The organism is Nocardia alni (assembly GCF_019038435.1).
Lineage (GTDB): Bacteria > Actinomycetota > Actinomycetes > Mycobacteriales > Mycobacteriaceae > Nocardia > Nocardia alni.
Window position 1 is genome coordinate 172,483 of record NZ_JAGPOX010000001.1, and the last position, 14,943, is coordinate 187,425.

General features: G+C 68.8%; 18 protein-coding genes. 9 read left to right on the top strand and 9 right to left on the bottom strand.

The window, feature by feature from the left end; translation table 11 throughout:
* Positions 1–22: 22 nt before the first annotated feature.
* Positions 23–790, bottom strand: a complete 768-nt coding sequence (locus JZ791_RS00745) for an SDR family NAD(P)-dependent oxidoreductase (RefSeq protein WP_216892106.1) — start codon at positions 788–790, stop codon at positions 23–25.
* Between the two features lie 145 nt (positions 791–935).
* Here JZ791_RS00745 and JZ791_RS00750 point away from each other — a divergent pair, with 145 nt between their 5' ends.
* A complete protein-coding gene (locus JZ791_RS00750) occupies positions 936–1,595 on the top strand; it encodes a TetR/AcrR family transcriptional regulator (protein WP_216892107.1) in 660 nt (219 codons plus the stop codon).
* 23 nt (positions 1,596–1,618) lie between these two features.
* Here JZ791_RS00750 and JZ791_RS00755 read toward each other — a convergent pair whose 3' ends face one another.
* From JZ791_RS00755 to JZ791_RS00765, 3 genes are all read right to left on the bottom strand, one after another.
* Entirely contained in the window at positions 1,619–2,365 is a 747-nt protein-coding gene (locus JZ791_RS00755) for a TMEM165/GDT1 family protein (RefSeq protein ID WP_216892108.1), read from the bottom strand.
* A gap of 310 nt (positions 2,366–2,675) precedes the next feature.
* Positions 2,676–3,203: a peptidase gene (locus JZ791_RS00760; protein ID WP_216892109.1), complete on the bottom strand. Its 528-nt coding sequence runs from the start codon at positions 3,201–3,203 to the stop codon at positions 2,676–2,678.
* Positions 3,204–3,405: 202 nt separating this feature from the next.
* Positions 3,406–4,029 (bottom strand): superoxide dismutase, encoded by a 624-nt coding sequence (locus tag JZ791_RS00765; RefSeq protein ID WP_216892110.1) that lies wholly within the window; start codon positions 4,027–4,029, stop codon positions 3,406–3,408.
* A gap of 187 nt (positions 4,030–4,216) precedes the next feature.
* On the opposite strand from JZ791_RS00765, the gene msrA reads away from it, so the two are divergent.
* Positions 4,217–4,939 (top strand): peptide-methionine (S)-S-oxide reductase MsrA, encoded by a 723-nt coding sequence (gene msrA, locus JZ791_RS00770; protein WP_216892111.1) that lies wholly within the window; start codon positions 4,217–4,219, stop codon positions 4,937–4,939.
* A gap of 39 nt (positions 4,940–4,978) precedes the next feature.
* Here the strand turns inward: msrA and JZ791_RS00775 are convergent, their stop codons facing one another.
* A complete protein-coding gene (locus JZ791_RS00775; protein ID WP_216892112.1) occupies positions 4,979–5,599 on the bottom strand; it encodes a hypothetical protein in 621 nt (206 codons plus the stop codon).
* Between the two features lie 387 nt (positions 5,600–5,986).
* Between JZ791_RS00775 and JZ791_RS00780 the strand changes: the two genes are divergently transcribed.
* The 3 genes from JZ791_RS00780 to JZ791_RS00790 are packed head-to-tail and all read left to right on the top strand — an operon-like array spanning position 5,987 to position 8,233.
* Positions 5,987–6,343 (top strand): rhodanese-like domain-containing protein, encoded by a 357-nt coding sequence (locus JZ791_RS00780; RefSeq protein ID WP_216892113.1) that lies wholly within the window; start codon positions 5,987–5,989, stop codon positions 6,341–6,343.
* A gap of 19 nt (positions 6,344–6,362) precedes the next feature.
* Positions 6,363–7,469: a DUF4328 domain-containing protein gene (locus tag JZ791_RS46345; RefSeq protein ID WP_308162680.1), complete on the top strand. Its 1,107-nt coding sequence runs from the start codon at positions 6,363–6,365 to the stop codon at positions 7,467–7,469.
* Complete coding sequence (locus JZ791_RS00790) at positions 7,466–8,233, top strand: glycerophosphodiester phosphodiesterase (protein WP_216892115.1); 768 nt, start codon at positions 7,466–7,468, stop codon at positions 8,231–8,233. The genes JZ791_RS46345 and JZ791_RS00790 overlap by 4 nt, the downstream gene beginning before the upstream one ends.
* Before the next feature lie 34 nt (positions 8,234–8,267).
* On the opposite strand, the gene JZ791_RS00795 is transcribed toward JZ791_RS00790, so the two are convergent.
* Positions 8,268–8,624: a YrdB family protein gene (locus JZ791_RS00795; protein WP_216892116.1), complete on the bottom strand. Its 357-nt coding sequence runs from the start codon at positions 8,622–8,624 to the stop codon at positions 8,268–8,270.
* A gap of 157 nt (positions 8,625–8,781) precedes the next feature.
* Here JZ791_RS00795 and JZ791_RS00800 point away from each other — a divergent pair, with 157 nt between their 5' ends.
* On the top strand, positions 8,782–9,705 hold the full coding sequence (locus JZ791_RS00800) for a DUF5926 family protein (protein WP_216892117.1): 924 nt from the start codon (positions 8,782–8,784) through the stop codon (positions 9,703–9,705).
* Positions 9,706–9,732: 27 nt separating this feature from the next.
* Here the strand turns inward: JZ791_RS00800 and JZ791_RS00805 are convergent, their stop codons facing one another.
* The 3 genes from JZ791_RS00805 to JZ791_RS00815 form a co-directional block, all read right to left on the bottom strand.
* Positions 9,733–10,641 carry an LCP family protein gene (locus tag JZ791_RS00805; protein WP_308162682.1) on the bottom strand — a complete coding sequence of 303 codons (909 nt, stop codon included), beginning with the start codon at positions 10,639–10,641 and terminating at the stop codon, positions 9,733–9,735.
* A 408-nt stretch (positions 10,642–11,049) separates the two neighbouring features.
* Positions 11,050–11,850: a CPBP family intramembrane glutamic endopeptidase gene (locus JZ791_RS00810; RefSeq protein ID WP_438804472.1), complete on the bottom strand. Its 801-nt coding sequence runs from the start codon at positions 11,848–11,850 to the stop codon at positions 11,050–11,052.
* A gap of 107 nt (positions 11,851–11,957) precedes the next feature.
* On the bottom strand, positions 11,958–12,719 hold the full coding sequence (locus JZ791_RS00815) for a DUF2470 domain-containing protein (RefSeq protein WP_216892120.1): 762 nt from the start codon (positions 12,717–12,719) through the stop codon (positions 11,958–11,960).
* A 105-nt stretch (positions 12,720–12,824) separates the two neighbouring features.
* On the opposite strand from JZ791_RS00815, the gene JZ791_RS00820 reads away from it, so the two are divergent.
* The 3 genes from JZ791_RS00820 to JZ791_RS00830 all read left to right on the top strand — a co-directional run bounded on the left by JZ791_RS00820 (position 12,825) and on the right by JZ791_RS00830 (position 14,935).
* On the top strand, positions 12,825–13,253 hold the full coding sequence (locus JZ791_RS00820; RefSeq protein ID WP_216892121.1) for a hypothetical protein: 429 nt from the start codon (positions 12,825–12,827) through the stop codon (positions 13,251–13,253).
* A 69-nt stretch (positions 13,254–13,322) separates the two neighbouring features.
* On the top strand, positions 13,323–14,243 hold the full coding sequence (pheA, locus tag JZ791_RS00825; protein WP_216892122.1) for a prephenate dehydratase: 921 nt from the start codon (positions 13,323–13,325) through the stop codon (positions 14,241–14,243).
* On the top strand, positions 14,240–14,935 hold the full coding sequence (locus tag JZ791_RS00830; protein ID WP_216892123.1) for a histidine phosphatase family protein: 696 nt from the start codon (positions 14,240–14,242) through the stop codon (positions 14,933–14,935). Before pheA ends, JZ791_RS00830 begins: the two co-directional genes overlap by 4 nt.
* Positions 14,936–14,943: the final 8 nt, after the last annotated feature.

The following is a 14,943-nucleotide window of genomic DNA, read 5'->3' on the forward strand; positions in this document are numbered from 1 at the left end:
CCCTGTCCGTACTTCAGGGTGTCTACCGCGGCGCCATGCGCAGGGCGCCGTCCATGCGGATGGTCTCGCCGTTGAGGTAGTCGTGCTCGGCGATGTACTGCGCCAGCTGCGCGTATTCGTCCGGGCGGCCCAGGCGGGACGGGAACGGCACACCGGCCTCGAGGCCCTTGCGGTACTCCTCGGTGACTCCGGCCAGCATCGGGGTGTCGATGATGCCGGGGGCGATGGTGTTGACCCGGATGCCGAACTGCGCCAGGTCGCGCGCGGCCGGGATGGTCATGCCCGCGACGCCGCCCTTGGACGCGGAGTAGGCGATCTGGCCGATCTGGCCCTCGAACGCGGCCACCGACGCGGTGTTGACCACGACGCCGCGCTGGCCGAACTCGTCGACCGGATCGGTCTTCGAGATGGCGTCGGCGGCCAGCCGCATGACGTTGAAGGTGCCGAGCAGGTTGACGGTGATCACCGTGCGGAACAGCTCCAGATCGTGCGGGCCGTTCTTGGACAGGATCCGCCCGGCCCAGCCCACTCCGGCGCAGTTGACCACGATGCGCAGCGGCGTACCGGATTCCACGACGGTGGTGACCGCCGCCGCGACCTCGTCGCCGTTGGTCACATCGCTCGGGAGCAGCGTGATACCCGCGGGAACCTTGTCGCCCGCTCGCTCGATCGACTGCGGCAGGTCCAGCCCGAAGACGGTGGCGCCGGCGTCGGCGAAGCGCTTGGCGGTCGCGGCGCCCAGGCCGGACGCGGCCCCGGTGATGATTGCGGCAGAGCCGGAAATCTCCACGGTGATGTGGTCCTCTCATTCGGTGACGGCCCCTCGCCAGGCCATCCCTCACCTGGCACACTAACCGGCCCTCGTGGCTTCGCGGTTCGGGGGATTGCGATTGCGCCACAATGGTGCGAACCGAACATTGGAGACGGAGCAGCCCATGTCCGACCCGGCCGCCACCAACCGCCAGCTACCCCGGGGCCGCCACGGCCTGCCCCGGGAGACGGTGATCGCCTCCCAGCGCGACCGCATCCTCGGTGCGATGGCACAGGTGATGACCGAACATGGTTATGTGGGAACGTCGGTCGCGACGATCATCAAACGGGCCGGCGTCTCGCGGGAGACCTTCTACGAGCAATTCCGTTCCAAGGAGCACTGTTTCGAGGGCGCCTACGAACGCGCGGTGCAGATGCTCATCGCGCGGATCGCGGATACGGCCAGGGCACAATCGGATTCGCCGGTCACCCGTGAAGAGCGGATCGGTGCGATGCTGAGCGCCTACCTCGAGGGGCTGGCCGCCGAACCGGCCGAGGCGCGCCTGTTCCTGATCGAGGTGTATGCGGTCGGCCCGGCGGCGATCGCCCGGCGGGCGCGGTTGCAGGATTCGTTCGTGCGGATGGTCGCCGACATTCTCGACGCGCATACCGAGGAGCAGTTGTTCGCCTGTCAGACGCTGGTCGCCGCGCTCAGCGCCATGGTCACCGCCAAGGTCGCCGCCGACGATCTGGACGGTCTGCAGGCCCTGCGGGAACCGTTGCTCGGTCTGTTGCGGCGCAGTGGGGACCTGTTCGGCACGATGTCGGCGATCGCGCCGAGCTGATCCGGCCACGCCGAGCCGGGCGATCAGCGATAGCTGTCCAGCGGGCGGGGATCCTCTTCGCCACAGGCCGGCGTCTCCGCTCGCGCGGCGGTGCGGGACCTGCCGAGCAGCCAGAGCACGACTCCCGCCGCCGCGGGCACGAGCAGCGAGATCGCCAGCTCCGGCAGACGTCCCAGCTGGGGCGCCACGCCCGAGAGCAGCGTGGCCGCGCCGATGTAGAGGAACAGCAGACCCGAGCCGATCGCGATCGCCCGCTCGGGCACGTGCTTGCCGACCGCGATGCCCAGGGCGATCGCCAGTCCACCGGCGGCCACCATGCCCGCGACCGACCCGATCCAGACGGCCACCCAGTTGTGACTCGAGGACAGGGCGATGATCGCGAACATGGTGCGGTCGCCGAGTTCGGCGAGCAGGAATGCCGACAACACCATGAAGAACACTCGGAGGGGTGAGCGGGCCGGAGAATCGTCCGCGGCGGGCGCGGCCTCGTCCTTCTTCGATCCACCGTGCGCATCGCGCAGGGTCCACAGGCCGACCGCGAGCAGAACGACCGCGGTGATGATCGCGATCACATCGGTGGGCAGGGACGCACCGAGGAAATGTCCGACCCCGACGGCGATCAGATTGACCGCGATGCTCGCCGCGGTGATACCCGACAGGACGACCCACCACCGATAGCGCAGCGCGAACGTCAACGCCATCAGCTGTGATTTATCCCCCAGTTCGGCGAGGAACAGCGCGCCGAAACTCAGCAATATCGTGGCGATCATCGGTGGCTCCCAGCTCTTCGGCCTGCCGGCCTCGAGGCGGGATGCCCGTCGGCCGACAACGCATCCGAGAATTCGGTTGGTCTGTCGGCCGAAGGTCTCGCCCACCGGAGCCTGCGATGCCATGATCGCCGCGGTGCCGGTTCGCGTGGCCGGACCCCGGGGGGTCAGCGTGTCGACCACGCGATTGGGGGCTACTCCCCTTCGCTATGGCTATCCTATCTTCCGATTTGTCGCATCGCAACCTGCCGCGATCGAAACATCAATGCGCGCAATAAGTTTGGCGGTCCCACCCGGAGTTTTCGGGTACCCGTCACGCCGCGATCAGCATGGCCAGAACCGCCGTGTCGGGATCGCTGATCGGATCGACGCCGACCCGGCTGACCATGGAGGTGACGGTGCCGTCCAGCTCGGCCTCCACCCAGGCGGCCCGATGCTGCAGGCCCAGATGCGGCACGCCCGGCAGCAGGACGCAGCCCGATGCCGCGCCGCTGCATTCGGGCAGTGACGGCCGCGTTTCCGAGGGCGGATGCAGCATCATCAGGGCGGACGGCACATGGTGGGCGAATCGTCCGGGCTCCAGCGCCCGCTCGCCCAGGATCGGTCCCTCGGCCAGGACGAGCCCGACCGTGCCGGGCTGGGGATCGTCCGGCAGGTCCTCGCGCGCGCCGAAGACCGTGGTGGTGGCGAGCAGGCCGGGCAGGCTGGCCACCCGCACCGCCAGGGCGAGCAGTTGCGCCCACTCCTTGGTGCTGTCCGGCCAGCGACCCCCTATCAGGAATCCTCGCAGTGACCCTTGTGCCTGGAACGGTGTTACCCGAACCGGATCGTTGGTTTGCATCGTGGCCTCCCGCGTCGATCCCGGGGTGGCTGCTGCGATCAGCGAGCCGTCCTTGAAGTTGTGAGTACCCGAGAATGACCCGAACAATGTCTGGCACACAAGTACCAGAGAGTGCCAAGTCGCAGGTAACAGGCCTGAAACACAAAACGGGCCCCCGAACCGGTTGGTTCGGGGGCCCGCTCGAGTGCGCGCGGTCGGTCTATCAGCCGAAGACCAGGCCCTTGGCCTGCGAGGTCGCCCGTGCGAAGCGTTCCTGCACGTCGGCCCAGTTGACGACGTTCCAGAACGCCTTCACGTAGTCGGCCTTGACGTTCTTGTACTGCAGGTAGAAGGCGTGCTCCCACATGTCCACCTGCAACAGCGGGATGATGCCCAGCGGCACGTTGGCCTGCTGGTCGTACAGCTGGAAGGTCAGCAGCTTCTGACCCAGCTGGTCGTAGCCCAGCACCGCCCAGCCCGAGCCCTGCAGGCCGTTGGCCGCGGCGGTGAACTGCGCGCGGAACTTGTCGAACGAGCCGAACTGGTCGTCGATGGCGGCGGCCAGCTCACCGGTCGGCTTGTCGCCGCCGTTCGGGGAGAGGTTCTTCCACCAGATGGAGTGGTTCACATGACCACCGAGGTGGAAGGCGAGGTTCTTCTCGTTCAGGAAGATCGCGCCGTGGTCACCGGACTCACGGGCCGCCTCGAGCTTCTCGATCGCGGAATTGGCCCCGGCGACGTAGGCGGCGTGGTGCTTGGAATGGTGGAGTTCGTTGATCTGCCCGGAGATGTGCGGCTCCAGGGCGCTGTAGTCGTAATCCAGATCTGGCAGCGTGTACTCAGCCACGATGTCCCTTCCTGTAGTCAGGCCGTCTGCACCCAGTATGTCGAGCGCACCCAACCCTTATTCGTACACCCGCCCGTGTGCAACCGCCCTTCGTGCCCCCGGAATTCCTGATGAAAAGGTGAGGTGTCACGAATCGGACATGGTTGGTCCGGTTTGTTCGCCGATATGCGGCAGTAGCATTGGACCCATGCCCTGGTACGACGAACTTGTCGGGCGTCTGCGCTTTCCGGAGCCGACCATGATCACCGCCGAACAGGCCCTGCCCGGTCGCACCGAGCCGATCCGGGTGCTGGACCGGCACTATGTCAACGGCCATCGGCTGTACCCGCCCTTCTCCGATCACCCGACCGACCCGCCGCTGCAGCTGGCGGTGGTGGCGATGGGGTGCTTCTGGGGTGCGGAGAAGGCATTCTGGGAATTGAACGGCGTGTACACCACCGCTGTGGGCTACATGGGCGGCTACACGCCGAATCCCAGCTACGAGGAAGTGTGTTCGGGTCGGACCGGGCACTCCGAGGCGGTACTGGTGGTCTTCGACCCGGCGGTGGTCGACTACGCCGCCGTACTGCGGCACTTCTGGGAGGATCACGACCCCACCCAGGGGATGCGCCAGGGCAATGACCGCGGCACCCAATACCGTTCGGCCGTCTTCGCCCTGGACGAGCGCCAACTCCAGATCGCCCGCACCACGGCCGCGGCCTACCAGGAGCGCTTGAGCGCGGCGGGCTACGGCGAGATCACCACGGAGATCACCGAGGTCCCCGCGTCGGTGCACCCGTATCCGGACGTGACTGCACCCGGATTCTTCTACGCCGAGGACTACCACCAGCAGTACCTGGCCAAGAACCCGGGCGGCTACTGCCCGGTGCACGCGACGGGCGTGAGCTGCCCGGTCGGGCTGGGAGCCTGAGAACTCACCCACCCCGTCGGCTTACCGTCTCCCGGGGCTCTACATCGGAGGTGCGACGTCGGGCAGCATCGTGCGCGGATCGCAGGCGTCGTGCGCCTTCCACCAGCGTGCACCGCCGGCGATGAACTCCGCGGTGGGAACCAGTGCGCCCTGGGAGGTTTCGACGGTGATGCCCTCGAACCAGATGCGTACATCGAGTTCGCGGGGATCGATACCCTCCTGCTGCGAGAACTCCAGCAGATGGGTGCCGGGACCCTCTCCTATGGTGGTGTCGAAGCTCAGCAGCTCGCGCCACAGCGACCAACCGCTGTCGTCCGCGTCGACGAACTCCCAGCCGTGCAGTGCGCCACCGCCGAAGCTGGCGATCGACTCGCCGAGGGTATCCAGGGCGAGCGGGAAGACGTGCGGCTCGGCGTCGTCCCAGCGTTGCATGCGTAGCGAGGCGGCGATCCGGCTGACTCCGGTGAGGGTCAGAAATACCCGGCGATCGTCGGGCGGCGGCCCATCGACGGGGAGAGCGGGGAGAGTCAGCACCTCGAGTTCGAGTCGTATCCGCGCGGCGGCGGCGTCGGGTACGAGACCGAGGCAGGTGCCCTCGGCGAGTGCTGTGTTGAGTCCTGCCGTATCCAAACCGTCGAGTAACCCGCGGGTCGCGTCCATGGAAACAGGCTACCGATCCCCACGGCCAAGTCGGGGATTTCGCTTTCCGACCAGTGTTGTCAGGTTTTTTCGCCGGGGATGGAACCGAACGGTCCCGCGCGTCGTCCAAGTACTTGTCGGGATCTCGCCGCAGTCTCGGATACGTGAAACAGCCCGCGGCGAGGTCCCGCGTACGACGGCGGTCGGCCGCTCCGGAATGAGGAGGGGAGTTTCGGATCGGTCGCCCGCCCGGTCGTTCGCCGGGCCCGGCGCTTCCCCGACCCTCGACCTCGACCTGTGGATGAGGTTGTGGATTATGTGGATAACTCGTGGATTCACGGCCGCGGCGGATGCCTTCACCGAGGGGAAGGTCTCCGTCTGTCGGACGGCCGTGGCAGGATCGAAGGCGTGACGAGCCCCGAAGTTCCCTCGGTGCCGATCGGTGCCGTACCAGCCGAATTCGATGCGGATGCGGCAGCATCGGCCATACTGCTCGACGTCCGCGAGGACGACGAGTGGCAACTGGGCCGCGCCCCGGGCGCGGTGCACATCCCGATGGCCGACATTCCGGCCCGCATCGAGGAGCTGGACTACGACCGGGAGATCTACGTCGTCTGCCGTCAGGGCGGGCGCTCGCTGCAGGTCGTGCGGTACCTGACACATGTCGGGTTCGAGGCGGTCAACGTCGCCGGCGGAATGGTGGCCTGGCAGAAGGCCGGTCGCCCGCTCACCGCCGATCCGGGGCACGAGGCGAAGATCTACTGATGAGAAGGGGACGTGCACGGTGAGTACGGTCGTACAACCCTGTGCCCGCTGCGGTTCGCGCTGGGCGGTGCAGGGCAAGCCCATGCACTGGTGCCCGCGATGCCGCGGTGTGCTGCTGTCCCCGGCTCCGGTCGATGCCCCCGCGCGGCAGCGCAACTATCGCTGGGTCGCCCGGCCGCCCGGCCGTCGGCCGCGCGACCGCATGCGCGCGGCGAACGCTTCCGCGCCCGCCCCCGCGGCGCCGCGCTACACCGAGATTCCGCGGTGGGGCCTGCGCGACGCCCCGTCGCAACCCGCACCGCTCCCGCGCCGCCGGCTGGCCGTGCTGACAGATCGGGCCGCCCGGCTGGTGACGGCTGCGGCGGTGCTGTTCCTGCTGTCCGCGGCCGCGGAATTCGGTCGCTACCTGATCCTCATGCAGAACCGCAGCCGGTTGATCGAACCCGTCGTGGCCTATCTGTCCGACTGGTCGGTGTGGTTCTTCTCCGGGCTTGCCCTGGTCTTCGCGCTGCTGGGTGCGATCGGGCTGGTGGGCTGGCTGCTCGACGCGCGTCGCGCGGCCTACGCGCGTACCGGTCGCCGCGATCCGCGCGGGTTGTGGTCGCTCCTGCTCGGCTGCGTCGTTCCGGTGGTCAATCTGGTGTGGCCGGGCATATTCCTGATCGAGCTGGCGCGCGAGCGCGAGGATCCGCGGCTGCTGCAGGCCGTGCGGATCTGGTGGGCCGCCTGGGTGGTCAACGCGGTGATGGCCGTCGCCGCGCTGCTCTGGCATCTCGCGACGACGCTGCAGGCGCAGGCCAACGGCGTGATCTTCACCGTGTACACCGATCTGGTGGCAGCCGCCGTCGCGGTGCTGTCGCTCTGGGTGATGCGGCTGTGCGAGGGGCGTGACCTGCGTGGACGCCCGCGGGTGCCCAAACGCTGGATCGCCACCGCGGGCCCGGCCGTCCCGCTGATCGAGCCGGTCCATCCGGTCGCCGCCGCCTCGGCCCGAACCGACGAGCCGGCCGCGCAGGAGCCCGGGGAAGCGGCTCGGCGCGCGCCGGATCCGGCCGTCGGGCAGGATGACCGCACGCAGGACGCGCCGATCGCGGAGTCCGATCAGGAGGAGGTCATGGCGAAGTGAACCAGGGCAGTCGAGCACCGTTCGTGGTCGCGCATCGGGGCGCCTCGGCGGCACGCCCGGAGCACACCCTCGCCGCCTATGAACTGGCTCTGCAGGAGGGCGCCGACGGCGTCGAGTGCGACGTCCGGCTGACCCGCGACGGTCACCTGGTCTGCGTGCACGACCGCACGGTGGACCGCACCTCGTCGGGTACGGGCCTGGTCAGCGAGATGAGCCTGGACGAGCTGCGCGAGTTGGACTTCGGCGCCGACGGTGCACCGTCGACGGTCCTCACCCTCAGCGAGTTGATCTCCCTGGTGCTGGATTGGCGTAGTCGTCCCACCAAACTGTTCATCGAGACCAAACATCCGGTGCGCTACGGCGCATTGGTCGAGAACAAGGTGCTGGCCGAGCTGCAGCGCTTCGGTATCGCCACCCCTGCCTCGGCCGACCATTCGCGCGCGGTAGTGATGTCGTTCGCCGCGACGGCCGTCTGGCGGATTCGCCGCGCCGCGCCGCTGCTGCCGACAGTTCTGCTCGGTGAGTCGTCCCGCTACCTCGGCGGCAGCGCCGCGACCACGGTCGGCGCGACCGCGGTCGGTCCCTCGGTGCGGACCCTGCGTGAACATCCCGACCTGGTCGACAAGGCGGCCGCGGCGGGCCGTGCCGCGTACTGCTGGACCGTCGACGACCCCGATGACGTGAAACTCTGCGCGGAACTGGGCGTGAGCTGGATCGCCACGAACCACCCCGGCCGCACGAAAGCGCTGCTCACCGCGGCTTGAACGGTCGCGGTGAGCAGCGGTCGGGGCGATTGCCTCAGTGCGCCGCGACTCCTGGCTGGTCGAGGTGCAGTACCAGCAGGTTGGCGATCACGATGACCGGGAAAGCTACGGCCAGCAGGCGGTGGTCGAGCTGCCAGAGGGCCAGGCTTGCCGCGCCGAAGACCACGATCTTGGTGGCCACTGCCAGGGCCGTTACCTGATATGTGGCGGTCGGCGCCGCGAACAGCGCCCACAGCACTGCCGCGGCGGCGGGAATCGCGATCGCCAGGAGAATTTTCACCGGCAGGGGGCCACCCGTGCGCGCACCCCACCACCCGAGTGCCCCGAGCGCGACGAGTTCCATCGCGAAGGCCAGGGCGAGGTTCGCTGTCCGCCAGATCGAGGTGTCCATGTCATTCTCCTGAGATCGCTGCTCTCTGTTGAGATAAGTGTTCTCCCTGCGGTGAGCAAAGTCAAGAGCACTGCTCTCTTTTGCGTCGCATGCGATGGCGCGCTGAAAGGTGGGGAGACGGCGGTGTTGTGGCGCACACACTGTAGGTTCTGCGTTCGTGGGTAAGTCGAAGCGCAACAGTCCCAAGCCCGACAGCAATCGGGCACAGCGTCTCGCCGAGCGCCGGGCGGCGCACGAGCAGACGAATCAGGTTGTGACGCGCCCCTTCGCGGGGCTGGCCGCCGAATGCGATCTGGTCGCGCTGCGCGAGTTCGTGCCGTCCGCGACAGCGACGCTGAAGCTGGCGCCCGAGCTGTCCGCACAGCGCCCGGTGACCCTGGCGACGGTGCTGCCCGGTGCGGTGGCCGCACTGGTCCGGGCCGCGGCCGAGCCGGTCGGATTCGTCGGCGCCCAGGTGCAGTTCCAGTCCGGTAATCCGGCTGCCGACCTGGCCGTCGCCGTGGCATGGACGCAGACGGGGGAGCCGGGCGAATCGCTGAACAGCGCGCAGGAGGCCGAGCTGTCGGTGAAGCCGCTGGCCGAGGTGCTGGATCCGGGTGCGGCCCTGGAGCTGACCGTGCATCAGGACTTCAACTGGTGGGTTCCCGAGGGCGTGCAGCCCGACCCGCAGGTGTCCTCGACCATCGAGCAGGCCAACCAGGCGATCCTGCCGTCGGACCGCCTGGCGCTGGGCGCCGATTTCATCGGCGCGGCCTGGTGGGTCGACGCCGGTGACAAGGCGCATCTGCGCTGGGTCCGGCCGGAGGATGAGGACTCGCTGATGCTGGCCCTGGCGCGGTTGCACGCCACCGGCGGCCTGCACCTGGGCGAGGGCTCGCGCTTCGCCGGATCGTTCCGCACGCACGGACTGCTGGTCCCCGTCTTCGACCTGGACCGTGAGCGGCATGCGACCGAATGGGTGAAGCCGACCGAGGAATTCGGCGCTCGCCTGGCTCAGGCGCTGGCCTCGGACGCCCCGCTGACCTCGGACGAGCGTCGCTCGCGGGACGGGCTGCGGTCACGCCAGGTCACCCTGCGCTGATATCCGCCGACCCGCGCCGGCTATTGCTCACTGGGTGAGCAGATCGGAGGGGATCGGCCTGTCCGCTGCCAGATCGGCGAAGAACCGACTGGCCCGGTCGTGATCCCATACCAGGACGTCGCCGCTGTCCTGCACGGTCTCGAATCCGCCGATCGGCACGGTGGTCGTGACGGTATGCACGTGCAGGGCCATACCCAGCCGGGCCAGATCCCAGATGTGCGTGCCGTCGTCCACCTGCAGGCCGCTGGTCATACCCGTCGCCACCGGCCAGAGCCGGAACGGATCGGCCAGGGTCGACGGGCTGGTGACCTTGTTCAGCAGTGTGGACAGGAACTGGCGCTGATCCTGCATCCGATCCAGGTCCGCGCGCGGGGTGGCGCGGCTGCGGACGTACCCCAGCGCCTGCGGGCCGGTCAGGTGCTGGCAGCCCGCGGCCAGATTGATGCCGGCCTTCGGATCGTCCATCGGGTGTGAGAGGCACATGTCGATGCCGCCGAGCGCGCCCACGACATTCGAGAAGCCGCCGAAGCCGATCTTGGCGAAATGGTCGATATGCAGACCCGTGGCGGTTTCCACGGTCTGCGTGAGCAGTTTCGGGCCGCCCGCCGCGAAGGCGGCATTGAGCTTGTCCCGGCCCTGGCCCGGAATCGGCACGTAGGAGTCGCGCGGCAGGCTGACCACGGTGGTCGGTCCGGTCTGCGGGATGTGCACGAGGATGATCGTGTCGCTGCGCTCGCCACCGGCGTCCGAGGTGTCGCCGGTGGACAGCTGCTGCTCCTGCGCCGCGGTCAGCCCCTCGCGACTGTCGGAACCGGCCAGCAGCCAATTGGTTCCGGCGGTCTGGGCCGGACGGCCGGAATAGCCGCCGAGGGCGTCGATGCGATGCAGCGATTGATCCAGGTAGATCGCGGCCGCGAACGGACTGATGATCAGCACGAGCAGTAGCGCGAGAAGCCATCGGCCCCAATGGCGTCGGCGGCGTGGACGCGGTGGGCGTGGCGGGCGCCCTCGACGCCGCGACGGTGGCAGAGGCGGGGGAGGCGGCGGGCCGCCGCGATACGGGACCGGCTGCTGTGTCGGGGCATACCCGGCGTTCGCCGCCTGCCCGGGTGGCGGATTGCGGGGTGGGCCATACGGTTCGGGCACGGACCTGCTGCCGGGCCCGTTCAGTGGCGCCAGGCGCGACCTGGTGTAGTGCGAGGATTCGTCGCCGTACATCCCCCGCGATCGTACCGACGGGAACAAGGGCGGGCTCGTCACGATTCGCGTACGGCGCGAATTCATAGGCGAATTCGGGTGGTTGTGTGCAGAATCACCTGTGTTTGTCACCGGGGCTTGACCGTGTCAGGGCAGCCAGGACACGTGACCGTGCAGCACGGTGTATCCGATATAGGCGACGGAGTCGATCGTGGCGTGCGCCAGGATCAACGGCCACAGCCGGGCGGTGCTCCGCTGCCAGAACTTGCCGAACACCAGGCCCATCACCAGGTTGCCCAGGCCGCCGCCGAGGCCCTGGTACAGGTGATAGCTGGCTCGCAGCACGGCCGAGGCCAGCAGCGACCGGTTGTCCGACCAGTTCAGCGCGCGCAGCCGGGTGATCAGATACGCGACCACCAGGATCTCCTCGGCCACCGCGTTGGCCACCGCGGACAGGATCAGTACCGGCAGCCGCCACCAGTGATCGTTCAGGGAACTCGGCACGATGGTCACGCTGATCCCGAGCGCATGCGCGATCAGGTACAGCCCCAGCCCCGGCAGGCCGATCACCGCCGCGAGCGCCAGTCCGGGAATCACGTCGCGCCGCAACCGGATTCGCGCCAGACCGAGCGCGCGCGGCCCGATTCCGCTGCGCCACAGCAGGTACAGTCCGAGCGCTCCCCAGCCCACCAGTCGCAGCACGCTCAGCAGCTGGAACAGCAGATCGATGGTCGACTGCGTGGCCCGCGACGGATTCAGCGCCACCGACTGGCCACCGATCCCGCCGGGCGCCAGCGCGCTCTGCACGAGCGACAGTGCCGCACTGGCTCCGCTCAGCCCGAATGTGACGACCAACACGACCAGAATCTCGAACCGGATCGCCCGGCGCTCCGACTCGGACGCGGGCCACACACGCGCGGAATCAGCAGCCGAAACCATGCCCGCCATGGTGCCATGCGCCCGGCCACCACCTCACCGCCGTCCGCCAACGCAACTGACCACGGCACACGAGTCTGGCCTTAGGCGCGGAGAGGCGGATGAGCGAGGCGGATTAGCTAGCGCATGCCGTGCAGGAAGGGGCATCCGGCCAGGATGCGCAGCTCACGGCTCAGCGCTCGCGCATCGTCGGCGGGGTTGTTGAACGGCAGGCGCACATCGTGGTCGCCGTCGGGGGTCTCGATCCGCAGGCTGACTCCGTAACGGTCGATCGCCAGCGGGTGTATCGCGCCGCCGCGCAACTGGGTCGGCAGGTGGCGGGCCAGCTGGTTGACGATATCGGCGTGGTCGGCGTCCATATGCTCCAGCCAGGCCGCCTCGAGCTCCCAGAACGGATCGGGTCGCGCGATGCGCAGGTCCTCGTGGCAGGTCGACTCCGCACCGGTCGAATCCGCCAGCACCCCGGAATTGATGATCAGGCGCAGCAGGGTCGTGGTGTGCCCGACATCCAGCAGCGCCGGATGGGGATGTTCGGCGGCGACCGCGGACGCCAGCGCGCGCTGCGTAGGGGCCGGCACCGCGCGGACCCGGCCGCGCAGCCAGACCAGTGCGCGCACCGGCTCGCGCAGCGGCAGTGGCGTGCGGTCGGTGAGCTCCAGGACGGCCTGCACGCCGACGTCGCCACCCCGTGCGACCGCCGCGACCGCGGGCGAGTCCAGCGGCACCGCGACCACCGCGTCGCCGCAGTGCCGCAGATGGTGGACCGTGACGGTGGACGGATTGCCGCCGGGTAGCGCCAGCATCGCCTGGTCGGCATGCGCGCAGGCCGTGCGGATCCGTTCGGCGGTGCTCGGCGCGAGTGTCGGATTCGGGCGGCGCATGCGTTACCTCCAGTGCGGATGCCGGTGTGCCGTAATTAGTTAGGCAAACCTAAGCTAAGTGACGTCGGCCGGTTGCGCAAGCCTTCGGCTCGCTACGGTTGAAATGTGCCGCACGATTCCTCCACCCCGGGCCCCTCCGAACCGGTGCTGGTGTCGCTGACCGTTCCCGTCGCGACGCGCAACAGCCTGGTAGGCGAGCTGGTCCGTCCCCTGTCCGCACCCGCCGCGCCGGTACTCGACGCCGACACCCCCGACGTCGAGGTCGCCGAATTCCTGGTCCGCGCCGTGCATTCCGAGGGCGGCTTCGTGGCGCGCACCGGATCCGGAGAGCGGGCCCTCGGCGTGATCGCCGCGACGGTCGCCGCCCTGTGCGGCGAGGACATTCGGCGCGCCCTGACCCAGCCCGACCTGGAGTTCCTGCGTGGCCTGCGGCCCGAGGCCGTCGCCGCGGCGCGCGCCGTACTGCTCGCGATCGAATCCGAAGCCCCGCAGGCGGTCGAAGCCGCGCTGGAGGTGCTGCGAACCCGCGCGTGACCGGGTCGGGGCCGCAGGTTGGGCATAATCGGACCAGCTCTGCCCGGACCGGTCGGTAGTGTCGTATCCGTGCCGCGTATCGCCTATTTCGGCCCCTCGGGAACCTTCACCGAGATGGCCCTTGCCCAGCTGGAGTCCGCAGGTTCCTTCGACGCGCCGGTAGTGCGCGTCGCCGCACCCAGCCAGGGGGCGGCGCTGGAGATGGTCCGCGACGGCGCGGTCGAGGGTGCGGTGGTGCCCATCGAGAGTTCGGTGGAGGGTTCGATCTCGCCGACGCTGGACGCCTTGGCGGTCGGCTCGCGGCTGCAGATCGTCGCGGAGACCGAGCTGGATGTGACGTTCACGATCCTGGCCAGGCCCGGCACCGAGCTGTCGCAGGTGCGCACGATCGCCGCCTATCCGGTGGCGGCCGCGCAGGTCCGGGCGTGGATGGCCCGGGAGTTGCCCGACGCGCAGCTGTACACCTCGGCCTCCAACGCCGCCGCGGCCGAGGACGTTGTCGCCGGCCATGCCGACGCCGCGGTCTCCACCACGCTGGCCGGACAGCGCCTGCGCCTGGCCGCACTGGCCTCCGGGGTGGCCGATCACGAGCGGGCGGTCACCCGCTTCGTGCTGGTCACCCGCCCTCGGACCGCGCCGCCGCGGACCGGGGTCGACCGCACCTCGCTGGTAGTGCTGGAACTGTCCAAGGAACCCGGCTCGCTGATGCGTGTGCTGGCCGAATTCGCCGCCCGCGGAGTCGATCTGACCCGAATCGAATCTCGCCCGACCCGAACGGGTATGGGCACGTACATCTTCTATCTCGACTGCGTCGGCCATATCGATGACGCCGCCGTCGCCGAGTCGCTCAAGGCGCTGCACCGCACCGCGGGCCGAATTCGATTCCTCGGATCGTGGCCGGCCAGCATGCCCAAGGGCACCACACCTCCACCCGATGAGCCCGCCGCGGCGTGGCTGGAGGACCTGAAGAAAGGGGTGGCCGATCTATGACCGGCAGATTGATTCTCGTGCGACACGGTGAGACCGAGGGGAATGTCGCGAAGATACTCGATACCCGGGTGCCCGGGTTACCGCTCACCGAACGTGGTGTGGCACAGGCGAAGGCGTTCGCGACGAACCTGGCCGCACCGCCGCGCGCGCTGTTCAGTTCCCGGGCCCTGCGGGCTCGGCAGACCGCCCAGCACATCGAGTCGGTGACGGGCGTGGCCGCCGAGGCGCTGGACGGGTTGTTCGAGGTGCAGGTGGGTGAGTTGGAGGGCCGGGGTTCCGAAGAGGCGCACGAGCTGTTCCAGCGGATCTACCGCTCCTGGCATCTGGGTGAGCTGGACGAACGGTTACCCGGCGGCGAGAGCGGGCGCGATGTGCTCGACCGGTATCTGCCGGTCCTGGACGAGCTTCGGGTGACGTACCTGGGAGCGGATGCCGCGGGCTCCGGCGGCATCACCGGCGATGTCCTGGTGGTCAGTCACGGTGCGGCGATGCGGTTGGCAGGCTGGTCGCTGGGCGGGATCACCCCGCCCTTCACGACGAACAATCACCTGGACAACACAGAGACGATCGAGTTGCTACCGCGATACGCCGGAACGGAATTCCTCGGCTGGGAGTGCACTCGGTGGGGTCGCTACACGCCGCCGTTCGGCACCGACGATGTCGAACCGACCGCTGACGACCCGATGGGCTGAGATCTGGG

What these genes read in the sequence shown, in the direction of transcription:
- JZ791_RS00760 (WP_216892109.1), bottom strand. Translation starts at nt 3,203, where the DNA reads ATGCAAACCAACGATCCGGTTCGGGTAACACCGTTCCAGGCACAAGGG.
- JZ791_RS00830 (WP_216892123.1), top strand. Translation starts at nt 14,240, where the DNA reads ATGACCGGCAGATTGATTCTCGTGCGACACGGTGAGACCGAGGGGAAT.
- JZ791_RS00815 (WP_216892120.1), bottom strand. Translation starts at nt 12,719, where the DNA reads ATGCGCCGCCCGAATCCGACACTCGCGCCGAGCACCGCCGAACGGATC.
- JZ791_RS00795 (WP_216892116.1), bottom strand. Translation starts at nt 8,624, where the DNA reads ATGGACACCTCGATCTGGCGGACAGCGAACCTCGCCCTGGCCTTCGCG.
- msrA (WP_216892111.1), top strand. Translation starts at nt 4,217, where the DNA reads ATGCCCTGGTACGACGAACTTGTCGGGCGTCTGCGCTTTCCGGAGCCG.
- JZ791_RS00755 (WP_216892108.1), bottom strand. Translation starts at nt 2,365, where the DNA reads ATGATCGCCACGATATTGCTGAGTTTCGGCGCGCTGTTCCTCGCCGAA.
- JZ791_RS00750 (WP_216892107.1), top strand. Translation starts at nt 936, where the DNA reads ATGTCCGACCCGGCCGCCACCAACCGCCAGCTACCCCGGGGCCGCCAC.
- JZ791_RS00775 (WP_216892112.1), bottom strand. Translation starts at nt 5,599, where the DNA reads ATGGACGCGACCCGCGGGTTACTCGACGGTTTGGATACGGCAGGACTC.
- JZ791_RS00810 (WP_438804472.1), bottom strand. Translation starts at nt 11,850, where the DNA reads ATGGCGGGCATGGTTTCGGCTGCTGATTCCGCGCGTGTGTGGCCCGCG.